Genomic DNA, 23,609 nt, shown 5'->3' with positions numbered 1-23,609 from the left:
GGCAATATTACAATAAATGACGATAGAAAAATTATCAATTATTATTCCGGCTTATAACGAGGCGCGTACCATCCATTTAATTTTAGATAAAATTAAAGCTGTAAGCCTTCTTAATGATATTGAAAAAGAAGTAATCATTGTAAACGATTGCTCAAAAGATGATACCGAAGGTGCTGTTTATCAATACAAAGCCTCAAACCCCGAGGTTAATATACAATACTTTAAACACGAAATAAATAAAGGGAAAGGTGCCGCCCTGCACACCGGCATAGCCAAAGCTACCGGCGAATACCTCATTATTCAGGATGCCGACCTTGAATACGATCCTGAAGAGTATAATGATCTGCTAAAACCCGTAATAAACGGCTTTGCCGACGTTGTTTACGGCTCGCGCTTTATGGGTAGTAACCCGCACCGCATCCTTTTCTTTTGGCATACTATCGGCAACAGGTGGCTGACTTTCGCTTCAAACATGTTCTCCAATCTTAACTTAACGGATATGGAGACCTGCTACAAATTGTTTAATACAAAGCTTATCCAATCCATAAAACTCACTGAAAAACGTTTTGGTTTTGAGCCGGAGGTTACACAGAAAATCTCGCGCGTGCCGAAAATCAGGATCTATGAAGTGGGCATTTCTTACTACGGTCGTACTTACGATGAAGGTAAAAAGATAGGATGGAAGGATGGGGTGCGAGCCTTTTACTGTATTGCCAAATACGGTATGTTTAAATCGAAGTAAGGTCAATATCCCAAAACTTAAGTTCAGAATAACCATTAACTTCATAAGCTACGGTTGCCAAATTGCTGGCATCAAACTCAAAACTTGCTAAAGCGATATCTTTAGATGAGTTAATGATATCATTAGCTATAAGGTGTTTATCGCTTAATGAGGGGATTGATTTTAAACGTTCATCCAAGCCCTGACCGGTAAGCTTGGTGGTAGCTTCCTTACGTGTCCATAACAGGCAAAAGCGTTGGTGAGATTGCTGCTGTTCAACGTAGGATATCTCTTCTTTGCTGAAATGATCCGGCAGGATATCAGCATATGCGAATGTCGGATCTATTTTTTCGGTATCTACACCAACTGTAGTTTTTGAAACGGCTATCAATGCCCATTTATCAGAGTGGGAGATGTTATAGCTGATCTCTCCGCTAAAATTTGCTAAAAAAGGTTTCTTGTTTGGACCGATGCCAAAACGGATATCCGTAGCAGCTTGATGCATATATCGGCTTAAAATGATCCTTAACACTGCGCGACTCACAATGAACCGTTGCCGGTCTTTTTCCTGGTAGTAGCGCCCTGCACGTTTTATTTCGTCGGGTTCGAGTAGAGGTAGGAAACGGGGGATTAAGGGGAGGTTAGCTTCGATATCGATCCGCCACACATCAATATCACTTGTTAAGCTAAAAGAACACCCGGTATCTTGCTGCCACTTAACAGCATCAATATACCGGATATCTACGGAGATCTCGCCCATCATTATTTTTTTGCCGATTGATCAAGGCATTGCTGTAAAATACGGGCAAATATCTTATCGTTAGGTGCTTTGAATATCGAATTATGTTCGCCGGGGATAGGGTGTACGTTGATGCCTTTCAAAGCATACGGTTTCCAGCCCAGAAATTCAAAGTCGTCCATATAAAAAGTATGCGTATTGGCCCTGAACAATTCGATGGCGAAGTTTTGAGGTTTTAACTGATAACGACGCTCGGCTACCACATTCATCTCATCTATCTTGTTCGAATACCCAAAGAAACCTTCCTGCTGATCGTCATTAGTTAATTTCCATAACATCCTTGTAGCGTGTCGCTTAATACTCTTGCTTTTTTCGGTAAAGCTTTGCGATAAACCTTCGGGGGTAAGTAAGTTGTATTTAAGCTTACGCATAAAAAACTTAGCCCTTTTGGTTTGCATAGTAAGCCAGGGATCGAAGAAAGGAGAGCGATAAGCATACGTATCAAACATGGCCAGCATTTTTACCTGCTTGCCTTGTGCTTGTAGCTGCACGGCCATTTCCCAGGCTATAATGCCGCCAAAGGAGTAGCCCGCCAATGCATATGGTCCGGTTGGGTTTTGAGCCTGTATGGCGCTTATATAATGCGCCGCGATATCTTTGATCTCACTTAGTGGTTCGTCAATGCCGTCGAGCCCCTTAGCCTGTAGGCCGTAAACTGGCTGGTCAGGATCCATATTAATGGCAAGCGCGTTAAATAATAAAACGTTAAGGCCTGCACCATGCACAATATACAAAGGCATTTTGTTGCCATTAGGTTTTATGGGCACTAACGAATCCCAGACGATTGATTTGCCATCCAACTCGAGCATTAATGATAGTTTTTCAACTGTCGAGTTTTCAAATAACGCTGCCAATGGTAAACGTTTGCCTGTAATCTTTTCAATGCGGGCCATTACCTGTACTGCTATCAGCGAGTGACCTCCAAGCTCGAAAAAGTTATCATATACACCTACTTTTTCGATCTCCAAAAACTCCTTCCAAATGTCGGCAACCAGTTTTTCTACGTCGGTTCGTGGTGCTACGTACATCTGAACTTGTTCTACAACTTGTGTTGATGTTTGGATGAGCGCCTTCTTATCCACCTTGCCATTAGGGGTAAGTGGTATAGTTGGTATCACGATAAAATCATCGGGTACCATATAATCGGGCAGCGAGTTTTTGAGGGATGAGCGCCAGTTTTTCTGACGAACTATCTCATCTTCGGCCAGGTGATCATCATTTATGGTGATATAAGCTACCAGTTTATTGATCCCTTTTTTATCGGGCTGAGCTACTACTACCGCCTGTTTTACATTGGCCTGATTGATGAGGTGATATTCAATCTCCCCGGTTTCAATGCGGTAACCGCGGATCTTGATCTGTGCATCGGCACGACCGAGGCATTCAATTTCGCCATCCTCCATATACCTGCCCAAATCTCCGGTGCGGTACATTTTATCGCCCGGATTACCCGAAAACGGATCGGCGATGAATTTCTCAGCAGTAAGTTCGGGTTGGTTCAGATAGCCTGCCGCCAGTCCGTCTCCACCAATAAAAATTTCACCTATTGTGCCGGTATCGAGCGGATTAAGGTTTTTATCTAAAATATAGATGGAGGTATTATCTATCGGGCGGCCTATGGTTATAGCCGTGTCATCGGCCTTGATTTGTTTAATGGTCGACCAGATAGTGGTTTCCGTTGGGCCGTAAACATTCCATAAGGATGATGCTTTGCCCAGTATCCTTTCGGCCAGTTCTTTTGGTAAAGCTTCACCACCGCAAATTACTTTTATCGGTGTGCTTTCGTCCCAGCCAGCTTCAAGCATAATACGCCAGGTGTACGGCGTGGCTTGTACGGTAGTTATTTTTTCACTGCGGATGATATCCAACAACGCGCGACCGTCTTTGGCTGTATTGGTATCGGCAATAACAACCTGTGCTCCACTAAGCAAGGGCAAAAATAGTTCAAGCCCGGCAATATCAAAACTGATGGTGGTAACTGCAAGCAGTTTGTCATTGGCCGCCATGCCTGGTTGTTTCTGCATGCTGTACAGGAAGTTCACCAAACTATGATGGCTGATCTGTACGCCTTTAGGCATCCCGGTAGAACCGGATGTATAAAGGATATAAACCAGATCATTCCCTGTAAACTCAACCGTTGGTTCCGTTGCCGGATAGTTGGATAGGTTAGGCCATTCATCCTCAACTACTATTTCGATAGCTTCAGATTCATAATGCCCTTTATATTTTGCCGATGACAGTAATACTACAGCCTTCGAATCGCTGAGCATATAATTGATCCTGCCTAATGGGAACTGTGGATCGAGCGGGATGTAAATGCCGCCAGCTTTCATAATGCCCAGGATAACCACCAACATTTCTGCTGAGCGATCCATCGCGAAAGCTACCTTATCACCTTTTTTAACGCCTTTATCAATTAGCAGGGCCGCTAAGCGGTTGCTGCTTTCGTGCAATTGCAGGTAGGTAAGGCTATGATCTGCAAATTTTACAGCTACAGCATCGCTTTGCCAGTTGATGAGTTGATGCAGGGCTTTATCCTTCGGATAAGCAACAGTAGTATTGTTCCAGCTTTTTAGCTGTTCAACTAATGAGGCGCGGTTAGCCGTTGGGATATTGCCAATTAGTACTTCAGGGTCTTTTACCAGCTCGGCCAGTAAAAACTCAAACTCATCCATTAAGTGATGGATGCATTTTTCGCTGAATAACTGCGTGTTGTATGACCACTCGAGTACTAATGCTTCGTCCCGACCGGAGATGTTTACAAAGATCTCAAAGCTTTCATACTCACGCGGATTGCTGGTTAGGTGATGCTTTAATCCGTAAAAATCAACATCATCATCCATCCCCATATCAATGTTAAACATCACCGGTACCAAAGGCACGCGAGATGCATCGCGGGGGATAGCCAGCTTTTTTAACAACTCGCCAAACGTATATTGCTGATGATCGTAAGCATCTAAAATAGCGGTGGTACGTTGCTTTAAATAGCTTTTGAATGATTGGGCAGATTTAGGCGCGCTTCGTAATGCCAACAGGTTAACGCAATGGCCTACTAAACGGTAATTACCGGTAGCCGATTGCCCGGCTGCAGGCAAGCCTAATATGATCTCATCCTGACCAGTTGAGCGCTGTAAAAATACTTCGAATGCTGCCAGTAGTGTAGTTACAAAGCTGCTGCCGTTGGCTTTGCCCAATTGCTTGATCTGACCTACCAGTTGCTTGTCAAGCCCCAAATCAAGCCGGTGACTTCTATAGGTGCGCACGGCTGGGCGGGGCAGATCTGCGGGCAGATCCATCAAATAATTACTGCCCTTAAACTCGTTGAGCCAGTATTGTTCAATATCTTTAAACTCCTTATTGCCAGTAAATAAGGTCTGTTCATTTGAATAATCAATAAAGGAAGGAGCAGATGGAAGCGTTAGGTCTTCACCTTTGGTATAAGCCGAATAAAGCTTACTCAGGTCCTGCATCATAATGCCTATCGACCAGCCGTCGCAAACAATATGGTGTGCTATAAAAGTTAAGCGATATTCTGCTTCGGCAAGTTTGATCAACTGCACTTTAAACAACGGGCCGTTTACCAGGTTAAAAGGCGTAAAAGCATTTTGGTTATTTTGCTCGGTAATAAAAGCCTGCTTTTCGGCGTCGGTACGTGAAGCTACATCCGCGAAGCTAAAATCGAGTGGCAGGTCTTTATAAACACAAATGGATTTACCATCTGCACTAAAGGCCATACGCAAGGCCTGATGCATATTGGTAATTTCCTGCAAAGCCAGTAACATGGCATCCTTATTAAGCTGCCCTGTAAGCTGTAGCGAAAACGATTCGTTATAGGCACAGTTAGCTTCATCGCCACCAATAAGGCACGATGCCCAGATCTCCAGCTGCGGCTCGGTTGAAGGGGCTACAGCCAAAAGCTCCGGCCCGGCAAAGGGGTCAAATTCAACCGGGATAGTATCGTATGTGGTAGTAGTAGTGGTCAAAATTAGTTGTTGCTGATCTTTACCTGTAAAAATTTGCCTGGATTCTCCGCGTCGTTGATAAACCAACCGGGGTTACCATCCTTATCACGACCTAATTTAGCACCCGGCACAGGTGGCTCGGTTGGTAAGCCGTTCTTTACAGGCTCAGGTTCAACCGGCGCTGGTCGGTTAGTTGGCATAATGCCAGCCTCAATCAGTTCGTACACGCTTTCGCTAAATTTAGCAATGATCTGGTCGATATCCTCTTCGGTATGCGCGGCCGTAACAAAGCAAGGGAACAGATCCCAAATGTGGATGCCTTTCAGGCGCATTAAGGTGAATAATAACTCGCCGTAGGCCAATTCATAGTCAAACTTAATCTTCCACAACGAGCCGAATGATGGGATATGCAATGGCAAACCTTCTTTTTCGCAAATAGCATTCAAGGCATCGGCCAAACGCAGGGTAAGATTATTCAAACCTTCCTGCAGTGCAGGGCCTTTTTCTTTCATGTAAAGTAAAGAAGCTTTGCCGGTAGCCAGCGCTAAAGGATGGCGTACAAATGTGCCTGCAAAATAGGTTACACCAGCCTGCGGCGATGAATCATCACCATATTGCCATGTACCGCCATCAAGTGCGTCCATATATTTGCTAATACCTGCAATAGCGCCAATAGGCATACCACCGCCAATTACTTTACCATAAGTGCCCAAATCGGCTTTGATGCCAAAGAGCGCCTGTGCGCCACCTGGGTGCATTCTGAAGCCGGTAATTACCTCATCAAAGATTAATACCGTTTCAGACTGGCGGGTAATTTCGCGCACGCGTTTTAAAAATTCAACCGGGCGGAAATCTGGCCTGCGGCTTTGTACCGGCTCAACCAATACGGCCGCAATTTCGTGGGCGCGCTCGGCGATGATCCTTAACGATTCTTCAGTGCCGTAATCAAGGATCAGCATATTCTGAACCACTTCAGGCATAATACCCGGAGCGGCGGGAACTGTTTTTAATTTCCTGGTACCGCGAACGATAACCTCATCATTAATACCATGGTACGAGCCATTAAAGGCTACAATAATTGAGCGCCCCGTTACAGTACGGGCAATACGCATAGCGCCCAATACAGCTTCCGAACCTGTGTTACACAACGCGGCACGGTCAAAATTGGTGAACTCGCAGATCAGTTTGGCTACTTCACCGGCAAGCTCATGCTGTGGGCCAATTTCGTAGCCTTTTTCAACCTGATCAAGCACCGCTTTTTTAAGCAGATCGGTTTGATAGCCTAAAAAGTTTGAGCCGAAACCGTTCAGCGCGTCGATATATTCGTTGCCGTCGATATCCCAAACCCGGCTACCTTTTGATTTATTGACGATCAAAGGGTAAACAACCTCTTTGGTTAAAGGACGGAAACCGCTTACAACTCGTGGGTCGGCCATGTAAGGCCTGTCCATTTGGGTTTGCGCTTTGCTGCCTTTGGTTTTGGCGTTATATTTTTCGGTAAGGTCTTTTAAAAAGGCCTGTTGTTTAGTATCTAAACCCTGCACCTGTTTTTCAATGCGGGCTGTAGCGCCGAAAGGTTTTTTTAACTCAACCTGTTCTTCGGGTGTAAAATCGGCTATTAATGATAACAGCGATTTAGCTGGAGCGGCAGGAGTAGCTGCAGGAGCAGGGGCATTGTAAGTTTGTTGAACCGGGGCTGAAACAGAAGCAGGGGCCACATTATTACCTTGTATTAAGGTTAATTGGCTGGCTAACAGTTGTAATTGCTGCGATATCAGGCTGATGGCAATATCATTATTACCCTGGCCGCCTGAAAATTGAGGCGTAAACTGTTGTGCCTGGAACGGTTGCGCCGCAGGAGCAGGAACCGGGTTTTGCTGGTGCTGATAAGCCGGGTTTACCGCCGGGGCAACCTGTGGCTGGAAAGCATCGGCAGGTAGCTGCGTATCAAGGTAAGCAGCCAACAGTTCGAGGCTATTATATTCTTCAAATAATTTTCTGAAAGTGATAGGCACGTTGAAGATCTTTTTCAGGTTGGTAGCTATCTGGGTTAGTGATAACGAATCAAAACCGATTTCAATAAAGCTAAGGCCTGTGGCAGCCATATCAATTTCAATACCGGCGGCATCTTCAAATACTTCTTTCAGCTTATCAATTAAAATATCCTTCCTCATCGGTACAATTTGCGTAGTTATAGTAGTTTCAGTTTGTTGTTGTGTTAAGGTTTCCGAAACCATGTTTATGGTTACGGCAGGCTCAAGCCAATATCGCTTATAATCGAAAGCGTAGGTTGGGATATCGATCCTTTTACGGTTTTGGCCCAAATAAGTTGCTTTACAATCAGCTTCGATACCGTTTAGCCAAAGTTGGCCGAGAGCTTTTAACAAGCTGTGGTACTCGGACAATGTTTCGCTCTTTTCAAAACCGCTTATAACCGGAATAGTTTTACCTGCTGTATGCTGGCGTGCAAGTGTTGCAAGTATATTACCGGGGCCGCTTTCAAGCAGTAGGCGGCCTTCGTCTTCCAATACAGTATCCAATGCTGCCGCGAAGCGTACCGTTTTGCGCAAGTGTAGCGCCCAATAGTTTGGATCAGTTGCTTCGGCTTCGCTTAGCCAGGTGCCCGTTACAGTTGATACCAAAGGTTTTACCGGCGGGTTAAGTTTTACCGATTTAACCACTGTTTTAAAAGGTTCAACCACATCATCCATCATTAATGAATGGAACGCGTGACTGGTTAGCAGCAACCTTGCCGGGATGCCTTTTTCTGCAAGTACATCGGCAAAAGCGGTAATTTTATTTTCCGGCCCGGCAACAACACATAATTTGCGGCTGTTTACTGCGGCTATGGAAAGCGTTGCAGGTAAAATCTCTATTAATTTACTTTCCTCGAGGCGCACTGATAGCATTTGGCCACGGGTTACACTGCTTACCAAACGGGCGCGTTCCGATATCAGCGTTAAAGCATCCTGAAGGTTGAAAACACCTGCCAAATGCGCCGCTACAAACTCGCCAATGCTGTGGCCCATCAAAACGGATGGCTGGATGCCTTTGCTTATCCAAAGCTTAGCCATGGCATACTCCAATATAAACAGGGCAGGCTGCGTATATAAAGTGTTTTTTATTTTTTCTGCAGATTGAGTATCGGCAGTATTCGGGAAAATAATATCGAGCAAACCGGCGTGTGCCGTGTTTTGTAAAAGAGCGATACACTCGTTTACAGCATCTGCGAAAACAGGTTCTTGCTGATATAGCTCGTGACCCATATCAACATATTGCGATCCTTGACCGGGGAACATAAACACTACTTCGGCAGGGATGTCACTTAGTTTTTTGGTTGCTGATGGATCAGTTTCGGGCGAGTTTAGCTTGGTAAGTAAATCTTCTACATCAGCTGCAATTGCAAAACGCCTGTAGCTAAATCCGGGCCTTGTAGTTTGCAGGGTATAGGCAACACCATTAATGTCGACGGCTTTATTCTCGCCAATAAAACCGGCAAGCTTTTTGGCGTAGTTATTTAAACTACTCTCTGTTTTGGCCGACCAACTGATCAGCTTAAGCGGCTTATCAACGCCCGGTTGTTCCGCTATCGGAGTTTTGTATTCATCAACTATGATATGCACGTTGGTTCCGCCCACACCAAATGAACTGATCCCGGCGCGTTTAGTATCTGCATTCCAATCACTCAGTTGGGCGTTTACAAAGAATGGACTATTAGCAATATCAATATTAGGGTTGATCTGTTTAAAGAACAACGAAGCCGGGATTTTACCGTGCTGCATGCCTAACACTGTTTTGATCAATCCCGCAACGCCCGAAGCCGCTGTGAGGTGACCAAAATTGCTTTTTACCGAGCCAATAGCGCAATATTGTTTTTTGTCCTGCTGGCCAAAAGCCAGGTTAAGGCCTTCAATTTCAATAGGATCGCCAATAGGGGTGGCGGTGCCATGAGCTTCTACATAATTGATGGTTGATGGATCGATATCCGCATCGGCAATAGCCATAGCAATCGCTCCGGCCTGGCCTTGCGCGTTCGGGCCGCCAAAGCTGCCTTTTTCGGCACCATCATTATTTATACCAATGCCTTTAATTACCGCGTAAATGGTATCTCCATCGCGTTCGGCATCTTCTAAACTTTTTAATAAAACCACACCTGCACCATCACTAAAAACAGTACCCGAAGCCTCGGAATCAAAAGGGCGGCAATGCCCATCGATACTCATGATCGAGCCTTCCTCGTAAACATGACCGCTTTTTATAGGTGAGGTTATGGAAGCCGCGCCAGCCAACGCTACATCACATTGGCCGCTGCGAAGGCTGCTTACAGCCTGTGTAATGGCCAATAATGAAGTGGAACAGGCAGAGTAAACTGCTACTGCCGGGCCTTTCAGGTTAAGCTGATAGGCAGTGCGGGTAGCTATGTAGTCCTTTTCGTTAAGGGTACGAACCTGGAAATGGCCAGTAGTTTCAACAATAGCCGGGTTGGTGAGTACGTTGTTGTTATAATAGGTATTGTAGCCGCAGCCGGCAAAAACGCCGACCGAGCCATTATATTTTTGAGGGAGATAGCCCGTTTTTTCTAAAGCTTCCCAGGCAATTTCTAAAAACACACGTTGCTGCGGATCCATCAGTTCGGCCATACGCGGCGTGAAGCCAAAAAATCCGGCATCAAACTCATCGGCGCCATTAATAATGCCCCTGGCTTTCACATAGGCCGGGTTGGTTTTCTCGCTAATCGGTACATATTTATCCAGTTCTTCTGTACTGAAAAAGCTGGTGCCTTCACGGCCTTCGGCAAGCAATTGCCAAAATTGCTCAATGGTATCAGCACCGGGGAAACGGCCCGCCATACCAATAATAGCAACATCGTTATTAGTGCCGTTATTTTTTGTTTTTTTCGCCGAAGCGAATGTTTGTTTACCAACTCCGCTTATCAGGTTTGCAATCCCTGTAATAGTTGGGTATTGGTATAGTTTGGTAATAGGCACTTCATAGCCAAACCGTTGCTTTAATAGCGCAACTGTTTTTAATGCCAGCAGCGAATTACCGCCTAATTGAAAAAAGTTATCGTTAACACCAACCTTATCAAACTGAAGCAAATCGATTAAAACTGCCGCTATATTTTTTTCAGTTGGGGTTGATGGCGCTTTATAAAGCACATCCAATTCCGGGCGTTTAATATCCGGTTTGGGTAGCGCTTTCCTATCAACTTTGCCGCTGGTGGTTTTAGGTAATTCCTTTAACCACACGTAGGCCGAGGGCAACATGTAATCGGGGAGGTGCTCTTCAAGTGTTTTGCGAACGGCCTCTGTATTCTCTTCATCACTGGCCGATACCATGTAGGCAACCAAACGTTTTTGTCCCGCTGCATCTTCTGGTGCGGTTACTACGGCTTGTTTAATATTATCAAGTTGGCTAATAAGCACTTCAATTTCGCCTATCTCAACCCGGTTACCTCGGATTTTTACCTGTGTATCCCTACGGCCAAGGTATTCGATATTACCATCGGGGAGGTAGCGGGCCAGGTCGCCGGTGCGGTAAACGCGGATGGTTTTTTCGTTTTCTGTCCAGTCGATAAATTTTTCGGCAGTAAGCTCGGGCTTATTCAAATAGCCATTGGCCAAACAGATACCCGATGCACAAAGCTCGCCGGTTTCGCCTTCTGCAACCCTTTTCAGGTTTTCATCAAGCAAAATGATATCCGTATTGCTGATGGCTATACCTATGGTTGGTAAGCCCGGCCATAGCGATGCATCACCTTCTAATTTTAGTTCGGTAATTACGTGTGTTTCCGTAGGGCCATATTGGTTGAACAAAACAGCGCCAGGCAAGGCTTTAAAAAAGCTGGCTACCTGCGGCGTAATTTTTAGTTGTTCGCCGGCTGTCATTACCTCTTTTAGGGATGCCGGGATATGGTTGTTGGCAATAGCAGCCTCGGTAAGGTACTGCAATACCACAAACGGCAAAAATATACGGTGAATGCTGTGCGTATCAATATATTGGAGCAGCTTAACCGGATCGATGCGTAATTCTTCATCAACCAAAAACAGTGTGCCGCCCGTACCTAACGTGGCAAAGATCTCCTGGAAAGAAACATCGAATGTTAAAGGAGCAAATTGTAAGGTGTTGATGCCCGGTGCAGATATCGAATTTTCTTCCTGCCATAACAGCAGGTTTACCAATGCCGCGTTGCCCATTGATACACCTTTAGGCGTACCGGTTGATCCTGATGTATAAAGCACATAAGCGATATCTGGCTGCCAATCAGCAGAAATTGATTTAGCATCAACATCATGAATTATATCCGATGGAAGCACAGTAATTGGCAGGCCATCAAATAAATGCTTTTTGCTTTCTGATGCTAAACAAACTTTAATACCCGAATCATTAATGATAGTCTCTAAACGGTCTTTCGGATATTCAGGGTCAAGTGGCAGGTAGCCTTTTCCGGCTTTGAATATAGCAACAACGCCAATAATGGTTTCAATACCACGCGTTGTGCTAACACCAATAATTTTATCAGTTGGGTAGGCTGCCAATAAAGCCGAAGCCAGGTTATCGGCTTTTTGGTATAATTCGGCATAGGTTAACTGCTGACCATTGTGCACAACGGCAACCGCAGCGGGTAATTTTATCCGCTGCCGATCAAACAGATCATACACATATAGGGTAGGATCCTCCCCAGTAATAGCTATGGTTCCAGGCTCAATATTCATCAATATCAATAAGGTTCGACCGTGGTTAGGCGGTCTGATATATACTTTTCAATTAGTTTGCAGGTAATAAAAAAAGCAGTTGAAGATAATGATTTTTTAATGTTACACCATTTATCCCGAATGTTTTGAACAGTTTAACTTATTCGCTACAGGAATAAATTAAATAAATGGCCTTGTATTTTTCTTATAATCAATGCTTTATTGTTTACGCTGCACTTTTTCCCAAACCGCGCTTTGCTTTTTGCCAAAATAACGGATGATGCCGGCCAACACCGCATAGTTCATCACACAAAAATAGTAAGGTATAAAGAGCACTTTTATGCGCAGTTGTCGTTTTTCCATAATGAGGCCAAGCAATGCCAGCAAATAAAACAATACCTGTGCCAATAACAGTAATTGCATGGCTGTTTCGCCAGGTTTTATGGCAAGCACAACGGTTAAAATTAATGATAGTGTAAGCAGGAATGGCGTTATCGTCCACCGTAATACCCGGTGACTAACATATTGAAATGAAAGCACAGGATAAGGGAATGGATTAAACAGTTTTTTAAGCCTTAATATAGATTGTATACCTCCAGCTGCTATCCTGATCTTACGTTTTAACTCTTCCGATACGTTCTCTGATGCGGTTTCCGTAGCATAAGCATCCGGTTCGTAAATAATGCGGTAACCTTTGGCCGCTATCAGCATCGAGATCATAAAATCATCTAATACCGTATCGGCCTCAACAGGTTGGTATAATGAGCGGCGAACACTAAACAACTCACCGGCGGCACCCACTACCGAGTACAGTTCCGAATCCCATTTTTTTAATGCTGATTCGTATTTCCAGTAAAAGCCCTCGCCCGCGGCACTGGCATCTGCATTTTCATCAAAATGTACGCGTTTTTCACCAGCTACAGCCCCAACGGTGGCATCGCTGTATTGGCGACAAATTTTGATGAGCGCGTCTTTATTTAAAAAGGTATTGGCATCGGTAAACACCACGGCATCGGTATCAACATATTCCATAGCACGGTGAACTGCCGCTATTTTACCGGCGCGCTCGGGCTTGTGTAATAACTGGATCTGCGGATAGCGTGCGATGATCTCCGGCGTTTTATCTGATGAGCCATCGGTAACAAAAAGCAATTTCAGTTTGCCTGCGGGATAGTTAAGTTGAAGCGTATTCTGAATTTTTTGCTCCATAAAATACTCTTCGTTATAAGCCGCAACAATGAGGGTGCATGATGGCAAAAGATCTGCATCTTCGGCAACCTCAGGCTTACGGCCTTTAACGGCACGTTTTATTTTGATCAGGATATACAGGAAAATCCCGTACCCGGCAAACGTGTAAAAAACAATAAAAAGGCTAACAAATAAAAGTATTTTCATGCTATAGTTTTAATAGGGTATCCCAGGTCGCTGCTGTTTTTTGAGTGGGTAAAGTTCCACCAAACGGCTTTTAAAAGCATCGGGATAAAATCGTATTGTTTGTCTTTAATGTAGCTAACCAGGTTGCGTGGCACCACCAATAACAGGAAGTAAAAATAAAAGAAGATCTTTTTAAACAACGGCGCGTTCCGGCGGATAAACAGGATGCGGTTGCGGTTCATAAAGTATTCCTTCAGCCTACTTTTTTTGCCAACCGAAACCGATTCTTTGTGGTAGATCAACGCTTCGGTACAAATCCAGGCCTTAAACCCGGCGCGGATGATGTGCTCGCACCAATCAACCTCTTCGTAGTATAAAAAGAAGTTCTCGTTCATCATGCCGGCTTTTTCAATCGCCTCTTTTCTGATCATCATAGCTGCACCGTGACAATAAGCGGTAGGAGCGGTGATATGATCAAACTGTCCTTCGTCTTTTTGTTTTAGGCCTATGCAGCTATTGCGGGCTGTATAATAGTTCATGGGTGTATAACCCGCGTATTGGATCAGCCCTTTATCAATAAAGTAGTTGATCTTGGGCGAGATCATCCCCACTGCATCGTTGTTATCCAGTACGTTAACCAGTGTTTCAACTAATCCCGGAGTAAATTCGGTGTCGTTGTTCACCATAAAAATATAATCGCCGGTTGCCGATTGCAGGCCCAAGTTGTTACCTCCGGCGAACCCAAGGTTTACCTCCGAACGTATAAAAATAATACCGGGGTATTTCGCTATCCAATCGGGTACGGGATTAGCCTTGCTGGCATTATCAACAACAATTACCTCGAGGTTGGTGTAGATGTTCGTTTTTTCGATAGATGATAACAGTTCTTCGGTAACGGCAGGTTGATTAAAATTTACTGTAACTACAGATACTTTTTTCATCTATATTGTGGTTATATATCGATATTGCCTTTTTACGACGAATATCAGCAAAAGTTAACTACAATACATCAATAAATTCCTGTGAAGAGTGAAGAAGTAAACAACCATAATTCGGTACTTGATGCGAAGGTTAATGAACTGATATCATTGTTGCAAAGTGGCAATATTGATAAAGAGCATATTAAGGCCGCGCAGCTTAAAATAAATACCGCTATGGAAGCCGCTCCTTCGCTCCAAAATTTCGACGCTTTTAAAGAACTCGATAATAACCTCGACAGGCTGGATATTGTAACCAACCTCGAAATGCTGCTAACTCAGCACCAGGTAGATAGCAGACGATCTAAAAGATATTTGCTACGGGAAAAAGCAAAGCGAATAGTTTTGATAGCAATTTCGGTTACCATGGCGGTATTGGGGCTGGCCATGATCATTATGCCGGCGCCACCATACTTTGAAATGTTCACGATTTTTTACTTTTCTAAAGATGATGGTATAACTTTAATGGATGTTATATCCGTAATAATACTGTTAACAGGCGTATATTTGTTTTTAAACGCCACAATAAAAAAAGCCAATTCCTGATCCTGATATTTTATGCCGAAATCAAAGAAAATATTATTGGTTGATGATAGTCCGCTTATTTTGAAGATCATTGGCCAGGCTTTGGAGAAAGATGGTTTTGAATGCCTTAAGGCAGGTAATGTACCTGATGCGATGGAGCATCTGAAAAATGATATTCCAGATTTGATCCTGTCTGATTACCAGATGCCCGATATTGATGGCTTCGCTTTCAGGCAAAGCTTAATGGCTATCCCCGAATACCGGAACATCCCTTTCATGTTCTTAACTTCTATTGCCGATCATGACCATATGCAGAGGGGCATGAACATGGAAGTGATAGATTATATTATCAAAGATACCCCGATAGCCTTTGTGCTTTCCAAGATCAATAATTTTTTAAACAGTATCCGCGAACGGCACCAGCGTACTATACAGGAACTAAGCAGCGCGGCAATGGCGCTCAATCTATATTCAATTCCGCAGGATGCGCCGGCGGTTGATGGCTTTGATATCCATTTCTGGCACCGCTCATACCAAAATTACCCTGGAGGGGATTTTATCGACCTGATCACCATCGAGAACAAATACACCTTTATTATTCTTGGCGATGTGATGGGTAAAAAGTGGGGGGCCTGGTTCTTCTCGTTCGGGTACCTAAGCTATATTCGGGCGGCGGTAAGATTGTGTACTTCAGAAGGCGACCTTTCAACCAAAAGCATCATGCAAAAGATCAACTCTGTAATTTATCTTGATCCTGTGGTGAGCGGGTTACTGTCAACACTTTCGCTTATCATGATCAATGCCGAAACTCATACTATCAGTTACACAGGGGCAGGCGATTTGCCTTTGTTATATTATAACAAAGCCGAATGTTCACTTAACAAAGTAAGTTCAGCGGGTTTATTATTGGGGGTTAGTAAAGATGGGGGCTTTGATGAGCATGTATTTACCATGCAACCGCATGATCAGTTGTTGATGGTAACCGATGGCATGATAGATAAGGAAACACCAAGGGGTAAAAAAACGGATTTGAAAGAGTTTGAAAATGAAGTGACCCAATACCTGGGTAGAGCAGATTCATTTCAGGATATGAAGGATAATGGGTTTTTAAATAAAAAAGCCCAGGAGCAAATTGATGATTGCAGTTTAATATTTATTCAAAAAAACAGTTAAATGATATTACAAACCAATCCGCTTGAGGGGGCATTGCAGGCTACCGTACAAATAAAAGAAGGAAATATGGCTTTGGCGGAACAGTTTAAAACAGAATTGCTAACTTTAGTTGACAATGGTAACAAGTATATCATTGTTAATTTTGAACAGATAATATATGTTGATAGTTCTTTTTTAGGCGCTTTGGTATCGGCCCTGAAACATGCTATGAATAAAGGGGCGGATATAGCAGTAGTGGGGTTAAATAAAGATATCAAATCGCTTTTTCAACTTGTTCGATTAGATAAGGTATTCAAGATCTATGCATCAGCACAGCAGGCGTTAAACGGGGCATAAACCATTTATAACCTTGAAAAAGTTTATTTTTAATAACGAAACCGAAGGGATCTATCCATTAACCCTTCAAATTACCGACTATATTAAAAGTATAGCAGCGCGGTTTATTGATGATGATCTGAGTTTCAGGATCAGAACTATCCTTATCGAACTGCTTACCAACTCGCTTAAACATCATAGCGATCATGTTACCCATATCGAGGTTTCTTTAAAAAACAATCAACTCCTGCTGAAAAAACTCGATAAAGGATTACCCCTGCAAATAAAAACCCGGCATGACTTATTAAAATGGCCTCTCCCTGTCGAGTTGCTGGACAAAAGTGAGATAGCCGTATACGGCGATGATTTCGGCACATTGAAAGGGCGGCTTAAAAGCAGCAATAAGCTGGAGTTTTACACCGAGGATATTGACCTGCAATATGTTGACCGCGAAGTAATAAATGGCCTTAACGAACATTATGGCCTAATGATCATTACCAGGGCCAGTGATATGTTCAATTACGAATACAAGCCTGAAACAGGGGCCAATAACTTTACTTCTATCATTCAACTCGGTAACTAAGGCGGTAGCCTACTGGGTTATCTTTTGGAAACGCTTTTTAATATTAAGGAAAGGTTTTTCATACCCAAAATAGGAGAGGGAAGCTACCCCAATAGCGCATGAAATAGTAGCTACGTAAATCACTACGTTTTGAATCAGTATATTACCCCCCGGCATGTAAGTATGTACCAGGTACAGTATTAAAAACAAGGGATATTTATGCAGCAGGTAAATGCCGTACGAGATCTGGCCTATGTAATCGAGCTTTTTACTTTTTATGGTTAATATACTTGTATCAGATTGGCAAAGGTTAACTATAGCCAATGATGAAAGAATGGCCAATGGTATATCGCCATGCCCAATGTCGTAACGAAGGTAGGCGTATATATAGCCAACAAGCAAAATATAAAGTATCACCTGGATATTACGTTTAAACAACCAATTGAATAATGTTTGCGCCTTGAATTTAAAAGTTGGATGTTTTGTATTATGAAATAGCACGGCTACCGCGGCACCAATCATCATATTATCAAACCTGGCGTAGTAAAAAAACTGACTAAAAAGTTCCCAGATAATATCAGTGTGTTTAAGCAGATGCATACTCAATTGTATCGACCATATTAAAAGGATAAATGCACCTAAGACGTAAAGTATATTTTTAGTTTTTTTTATCCTGAAAAAATGGGGATGAAAAATATAAAACTGCTCTTCTGTACCTATCGACCATATTGGGTTGAATATGTCAGGTAGCATTCTGAGGCAAAATGCCAGGTTGGGTAAAAAAAATACAGATAGCCAAAGCGCTGTAGATGAACCATGCCGGGGATAAACAAAAAAACCAATAGCAACCAGCAAAAAATACAGCGGCCAGATGCGAAGCATGCGCCTTATGTAGAAATCCTTAAAGTTTACTGCCGAAAAATTGCGTTTCTCTTCCAGCAGTAAATAGGAGATCAAAAAACCGCTTAGTGAAAAGAAGATAGTTACGCCAGCCCTTCCAAAATTCAGTATGTTAATGTAAGGGATTCGCGTTAACTGAAAATCAACTTTATGCAGCTCGATATGTGATATCACCACCATTAAGGCAGCAATAGCCCTTACGCCATTTAAATTGGCGAAATAAACTTTTGCTTTGCCTTTAGGGGTAGCATCTTTTTCGGTAGTTTTCTCCATAGTTAACATGGCGGCTCTAAGCTAAATATAGCTTAAAGTTTTAGTACGCCCGGCATGTTTATACTGTTTCTTTAACTAAATATTAAATAAAATATATTGGCTATTTTGCCGCTACACGATCAAGGCACTTCTGCAGGACATCAGCAAATTCTTTATCATTCGGTGGTGCAAAGATGGTATTATGCTCGCCCGGAATCTCATGAACGTTAACCCCTTTTTTAGCGAAAGGAGTCCAGCCTAAAAACTCAAAATCTTCCATGTAAAAGGTGCGTTTTTTAGCGCGGAACAAATCGAGGGTAATATCAAGCGGTTTTAAAACGTAGTTACGTAATGCTTTTTCGCTTGCCTCATCAATCTCGTTATCGTAGGCAAAGAAACCTTCTCTCTTTTCGCCTTTTTTAAACAGCTTCCAGTAGGTTTTAATCAGCTGGCGTTTAAGCATCAGGCCTTTGTATTCGATGGTGCGTTTAGGGTCTTCTGCCAACAATACAAAACTGTGCAATAGCTTTTTGGTGCTTAGTACCGCTTTGCCAACAGCTTTCTTAGCCGCACTGTCGTTTATATTTGATCGCTCGGCATAAGTATCAAACATGGCTACCATTTTCACTTCTTTACCAGCCGCAATTAGCTGATTAGCCATTTCGTAAGCAATTATACCACCTAAAGAGTAACCTGCGAGGGCGTAAGGGCCTTCGGGATTTTTAGCTACAATTTCGGCAATGTAATTGGCTGCTATTTCTTCCATTACATCAAGTGGCTCGTCGATACCGTTAAGGCCGCGGGCTTGTAAACCGTAAACCGGTTGCTCAGTATCCATGTTCATCGCAAGAGCGTTAAACAACAATACGTTTAAGCCTGCACCATGCACAATATATAAAGGCATTTTGCTACCATCTGGCTTAATAGGTACTAACGATTCCCAGCTGATCACCTCATCGCCTTCAAGCCTTTTAGCCAGTTTTTGGATAGTGGCATGCTCAAATAATGTAGCCAATGGCAAACGTTTGCCTGTTTCCTGCTCAATAGCAGCCATGATTTTCACGGCAACTAATGATCGGCCACCCAGTTCGAAGAAATTATCGAGGATACTGATCTTCTCAATACCCATGTTTTGTTGCCAGATCTTAGCAACCAGTTTCTCGTTATCGGTTCCCGGCTCAACAAACTCTCCTTCGCGGTAAATAATGTTGTAATCGGGTTTTGGTAATGCTTTGCGGTCTATCTTTCCGTTTGGAGTGATAGGGATAGCTTCCATCACCACAAAATCATCCGGTACCATGTATTCGGGTAGCACTTCAAGCAACCCTTTTTGCCATGCATCAAATTGGTTTTTAAGGTCGATGCCTTCTTTTACTTCAGGTGTAATCACGTAAGCAACCAAACGCGGCATGCCGGGAGTATCTTCACGGGCTATAACTACGGCCTGTTTAACATTATCCTGCTTTAACAGGTTTTGCTCAATTTCTTCCAGTTCGATACGGTAACCACGCACCTTAACCTGGTGGTCAATACGGCCAAGGCAAACTATCTCGCCATCTTGTCTTATCTTGCCCAAATCGCCGGTGCGGTACACACGGGCTCCTTCAACTCCCGAAAAAGTATCTTTTACAAAGCGGTCTGCTGATAATTCTTCGCGGTTTAAATAACCTACAGCTACACCATCACCGCCAATAAAAATCTCGCCGATAGAGCCATCGGTTAAATTATTCCCTTGCTCATCTACAATATAGATCTGGGTATTAGCTACAGGGGTACCGATGGTAATGTCTTCTTCGTTGGTAATTTGTTTAATGGTGGAATATATAGTTGTTTCGGTAGGGCCGTACAAATTCCAGATCTCGCTGGTTTTAGGCAATAATTGAGCAGCCAGATCTTTAGGGAAAGCCTCTCCGCCGCAATAAACCTTTAAATCTAATTTGCTATCCCAGCCCGATGCCAGCATCATACGCCAGGTAAAAGGCGTAGCCTGCATTACAGATACATTTTCGGCTTTTACCAAATCAAGCAACGCGCGACCATCCTTAGCAGTTGCCGAATCGGCAAGTAATAATTCGGCACCGGTTATTAATGGTAAATACAGGTCAAGGCCGGCGATATCGAATGATATGGTTGTTACAGCAAGTACTTTATCTGCCGATGTTAAACCTGGTCGTGATTGTTGACAGCTTAACAAAAAGTTGATCAGGCTGAAATGGCGGATCTGTACACCCTTAGGTTTGCCTGTAGAACCCGATGTATAAAGTATATAGGCCAGATCTTCGCCAATAACACCGCTTTCGGGTGCTACGGCCGGATAATCGGGAAATTTCTGTAAAGCCTCTTCAATTAAAACCTCTTGAGCATTTGCTGCGAAGTGGTTATGATATTTTTCGGATGTGATCAAAATTTTTGCCGATGAATCTTCCAGCATAAACTCGATACGGTCCTTCGGGTAATCGGGATCAAGTGGGACGTAAGCTGCACCGGTTTTCATAACTGCCAGCAGGGAGATCACCATCTCGGGCGAGCGGTCGAGCGCTACACCGGCAACATCGCCGCGTTTAAGGCCCTGATCTACCAGGTAACCGGCAAGTTTGTTGGCGGCATCGTTTAAAGCTTTATATGTAAATACCCTATCATGAAACTTAAGGGCAATTTTATCTGGAAACTGTTCGGCTGCTGTCGCGGTTAAATGGATCAGTGCTTTCTCTTTTGGATATGCTACAGCTGTATCATTTAAAGCGTTTATTGCATCGGTATTTAAAGGGGCATCCATAAGTAATTTTCGTTAGCTGTTAATTGCTGGTTGGGTTGATTGTTAATTTTTATTACCGTTTGTTATCAATTACACACTTGCCTGATCTTTCACTTGCTCGGGCACTGTGTCTTGAGCGGCGTGATCATGCGGTGTGTGGATAAACTTTTTGTTGGCACCCTTCAATTTAAACAGGAGCAGGAACATGGTAATAAAAATAAGGGGCAGCTTAAGCATGGCCTCTAAAAGTTTTCCGTTATAGAACGATGTTGGTATGGCAACAATAATACCAAGATAGCAGGCAATGGTAGCGTACAACCACAAATGCCAATCGGGACCGATGCCCGGCGTTAAAAATGAGATGAACAGCATCACCGGCATCAAACCCAGCATCAGTACACGAGGCAGGATAGCCATTTGATAGATCTCGTTCACATAATCAAAATTACCGCGGAAAAACTGGGCAGGGGCGGTGGCTCCGTATTTTTTAAGCAGGTTAAATTGAGCCGAAAGCCAACGTTTGCGCTGCTTTTCGAACACGGCAGGGTTACTTACTTTTTCGTCGTAGATGTATGCTTTTTCGGCATAAGCAACATGGATCTTATCCTTTGTAAGGAGCAGGCCCATCTCTTTATCAAAGCCGCCAACAGCATCAATCCTCGACATTACGTTAACGAATAGTTGATACTCCAGCGCCATTCCCGAACCAATAATAGCTGCCGAAAACTTGAACAACTGCTGCGATTTCCTGAAAATATGATTGTTAACCTCTTCACTTACAGCGTCAAGTACTGCTACCTGCGTGTTTGAGTTTTTTGCTACGCGATGGCCTTGCACTACTTTATTACCGGCTTGCATGTAATTGTTTAACTCGTACAGATAATCTGGCGCGGCAATGTTATCAATATCAAAAACAACGGCTACATCAAAGCCAGCGGCAGTATTCTCAATAGCTTTATTCAGGGCTTTTGATTTAGTGCTGGTTTCAAAAACAACTTCCACCACTTGCAGAGGCATCTCTTTTAGTTTGGCGATGGTTTCAGGTTTAAGCGAATCGGCAATTACGCAAACATGGAATTTATCTTTCGGGTAATCGATAGTGAGGGCAGCAGCGGCCGAGTTTAAAATAATTTCATCTTCTTTATAAGCACAGATGTAAAGGATAAAATTACTGAGCTTTGTTGCTACCGGAGGTTGCTTAATGGGAATTAATTTCCCCAATACCGAGAACACAAATAAGTACAAGCTATATACCCCAAGGTATATAAAAAGTACAATTGCCACTATTGATGCCAAAAGTTTAATGATTTCCATGCGTTGTGATGATAAAACCCTGTTTTGTTAATTATTAGTAAAAAGGCAGCTTTATTTGCTGATTAACCTTTCTGCTTATTATTCAAATTTGTTGCCAGCAGGTTTTTTATTTCTGTTATACGGTGTTCCCAGGTATTTTGTGATGCCACAGCTAATCTTTTTTGTTGCAGCCAGGGCGTGTCATTTAACGATAGGTTAATGGCGGCAGTGAACTCATCCGCGTTTTTGCAAATGTGTACCGTATCGCCTGTAAACTCCTCCAAATCAGCGTTAAAATCGCTTATCACAACCGGTCGGCCCGAGCCTAAATATTCAAACAGCTTAAGCGGGAATATGGAGCTGCTTACATCGTCCTTTTTAAACGGAATGATAGCCACATCAAAACCTTTTAATACCGCCGGAAGCTGATCATATGGTACCGATCCTTTTTTGAAAATATTGGGTGCATCAAACGCCGGGTTATTCTCATAATCTATATCTACGGGGCCAACAAAAACAAAGTTTTTATCTGGGTTCTGTTTTAATAAATTAATGAGTAACTCATAGTCGATCCTGCGTTCGATATTGCCGAAGTAGCCTATGATAGGTTTTTGAACATCTGAAAGGATCTCTGCTTCAGGAAGCAAAGGATCAAGCGCCTTTTGGCTATGACTGATGTTGGCCGCATTGGGTACAAAGTAGGAGTTAGGGTTAAGCTTGCCTTTAATATTGCTCAGCTCCTTACTGGTACAGATCACCATATCCATATCCTTCACCAAAATATCTTCGGAGATCAGGCCGTGGCGGGTTTGGTATTCTTCAATTAATGGATCAACGCAATGGTACACCTTTAATAATGGTTGCAGTTTAAGCAACCGGTGCATAGTAGGATAGTAAAAAGCGTAAGAGTTGATGAAAATATAATCGGTAATGCCAAGGTTTTTGATCACCTTGTTTAGCCTGTTGGCTACTATCCATTCGTTAACTTTTAGCGCCACGCGGTATATTTTACCCTCGGGCAATGAGTTAATGGATGGTACAGGCGGCGAAATGATGATCTTTAAATTAGGGATCTCCGTTTGGATAAAACTATCTGTAGACGAGAAAAAATGTGGCTTACGGGCCTTATACCCTGGAGTATCTTTAAACTGAATATAATCCTTCCAGGTGTACGGCCTATCAACATAGTACACGTAGTTATCCTTAGCCAAATGCTTGGCCATGGTGTAGTTTGTAGATTCGAGTCGGCTATCAAACTGCATTTGCGAGAAAATAACGATATGCCGGTTCTTAAGCTCCATAGGTA

Annotated in this window: 14 protein-coding genes; 5 read left to right on the top strand and 9 right to left on the bottom strand. The window is 43.2% G+C overall.

What is annotated here, in order from left to right:
- The first annotated feature begins 16 nt into the window (after positions 1–16).
- Positions 17–742 carry a glycosyltransferase family 2 protein gene (locus AAFN85_RS23360; protein ID WP_347530131.1) on the top strand — a complete coding sequence of 242 codons (726 nt, stop codon included), beginning with the start codon at positions 17–19 and terminating at the stop codon, positions 740–742.
- On the opposite strand, the gene AAFN85_RS23355 is transcribed toward AAFN85_RS23360, so the two are convergent.
- The 5 genes from AAFN85_RS23355 to AAFN85_RS23335 form a co-directional block, all read right to left on the bottom strand.
- Entirely contained in the window at positions 729–1,484 is a 756-nt protein-coding gene (locus AAFN85_RS23355) for a 4'-phosphopantetheinyl transferase superfamily protein (protein WP_347530130.1), read from the bottom strand. The two genes, AAFN85_RS23360 and AAFN85_RS23355, sit on opposite strands and share 14 nt — an antisense overlap.
- Positions 1,484–5,503: an amino acid adenylation domain-containing protein gene (locus AAFN85_RS23350; RefSeq protein ID WP_347530129.1), complete on the bottom strand. Its 4,020-nt coding sequence runs from the start codon at positions 5,501–5,503 to the stop codon at positions 1,484–1,486. The genes AAFN85_RS23355 and AAFN85_RS23350 overlap by 1 nt, the downstream gene beginning before the upstream one ends.
- Before the next feature lie 2 nt (positions 5,504–5,505).
- Positions 5,506–12,198, bottom strand: coding sequence for an amino acid adenylation domain-containing protein (locus AAFN85_RS23345; protein ID WP_347530128.1), 6,693 nt, complete (start codon positions 12,196–12,198; stop codon positions 5,506–5,508).
- 198 nt (positions 12,199–12,396) lie between these two features.
- On the bottom strand, positions 12,397–13,572 hold the full coding sequence (locus AAFN85_RS23340; RefSeq protein WP_347530127.1) for a glycosyltransferase family 2 protein: 1,176 nt from the start codon (positions 13,570–13,572) through the stop codon (positions 12,397–12,399).
- Positions 13,569–14,492: a glycosyltransferase family 2 protein gene (locus AAFN85_RS23335; RefSeq protein ID WP_347530125.1), complete on the bottom strand. Its 924-nt coding sequence runs from the start codon at positions 14,490–14,492 to the stop codon at positions 13,569–13,571. Before AAFN85_RS23335 ends, AAFN85_RS23340 begins: the two co-directional genes overlap by 4 nt.
- A gap of 81 nt (positions 14,493–14,573) precedes the next feature.
- On the opposite strand from AAFN85_RS23335, the gene AAFN85_RS23330 reads away from it, so the two are divergent.
- Genes AAFN85_RS23330 through AAFN85_RS23315 form a run of 4 tightly spaced genes read left to right on the top strand, consistent with a single transcriptional unit; the run spans position 14,574 to position 17,124 of the window.
- Positions 14,574–15,074 carry a hypothetical protein gene (locus tag AAFN85_RS23330; protein ID WP_347530124.1) on the top strand — a complete coding sequence of 167 codons (501 nt, stop codon included), beginning with the start codon at positions 14,574–14,576 and terminating at the stop codon, positions 15,072–15,074.
- Positions 15,075–15,086: 12 nt separating this feature from the next.
- The gene (locus AAFN85_RS23325) at positions 15,087–16,226 is read left to right on the top strand and encodes a fused response regulator/phosphatase (RefSeq protein WP_347530123.1); all 1,140 of its coding nucleotides are present in this window, start codon (positions 15,087–15,089) and stop codon (positions 16,224–16,226) included.
- Entirely contained in the window at positions 16,227–16,562 is a 336-nt protein-coding gene (locus tag AAFN85_RS23320; RefSeq protein WP_347530122.1) for an STAS domain-containing protein, read from the top strand.
- A 13-nt stretch (positions 16,563–16,575) separates the two neighbouring features.
- Entirely contained in the window at positions 16,576–17,124 is a 549-nt protein-coding gene (locus AAFN85_RS23315) for a hypothetical protein (protein ID WP_347530121.1), read from the top strand.
- 9 nt (positions 17,125–17,133) lie between these two features.
- Here the strand turns inward: AAFN85_RS23315 and AAFN85_RS23310 are convergent, their stop codons facing one another.
- From AAFN85_RS23310 to AAFN85_RS23295, 4 genes are all read right to left on the bottom strand, one after another.
- On the bottom strand, positions 17,134–18,276 hold the full coding sequence (locus AAFN85_RS23310) for an acyltransferase (RefSeq protein ID WP_347530120.1): 1,143 nt from the start codon (positions 18,274–18,276) through the stop codon (positions 17,134–17,136).
- Positions 18,277–18,376: 100 nt separating this feature from the next.
- Complete coding sequence (locus AAFN85_RS23305) at positions 18,377–21,031, bottom strand: amino acid adenylation domain-containing protein (RefSeq protein WP_347530119.1); 2,655 nt, start codon at positions 21,029–21,031, stop codon at positions 18,377–18,379.
- Positions 21,032–21,100: 69 nt separating this feature from the next.
- On the bottom strand, positions 21,101–22,324 hold the full coding sequence (locus AAFN85_RS23300) for a glycosyltransferase family 2 protein (RefSeq protein ID WP_347530118.1): 1,224 nt from the start codon (positions 22,322–22,324) through the stop codon (positions 21,101–21,103).
- A gap of 62 nt (positions 22,325–22,386) precedes the next feature.
- The gene (locus tag AAFN85_RS23295) at positions 22,387–23,604 is read right to left on the bottom strand and encodes a glycosyltransferase (RefSeq protein WP_347530117.1); all 1,218 of its coding nucleotides are present in this window, start codon (positions 23,602–23,604) and stop codon (positions 22,387–22,389) included.
- Between the last annotated feature and the right edge of the window lie 5 nt (positions 23,605–23,609).

Origin of the sequence: Mucilaginibacter sp. CAU 1740 (genome assembly GCF_039839285.1) — a bacterium.
Classification (GTDB): domain Bacteria; phylum Bacteroidota; class Bacteroidia; order Sphingobacteriales; family Sphingobacteriaceae; genus Mucilaginibacter.
The sequence above is the reverse complement of the archived record's forward strand: the minus strand, read 5'-3'. Positions and strand labels throughout refer to the sequence as shown.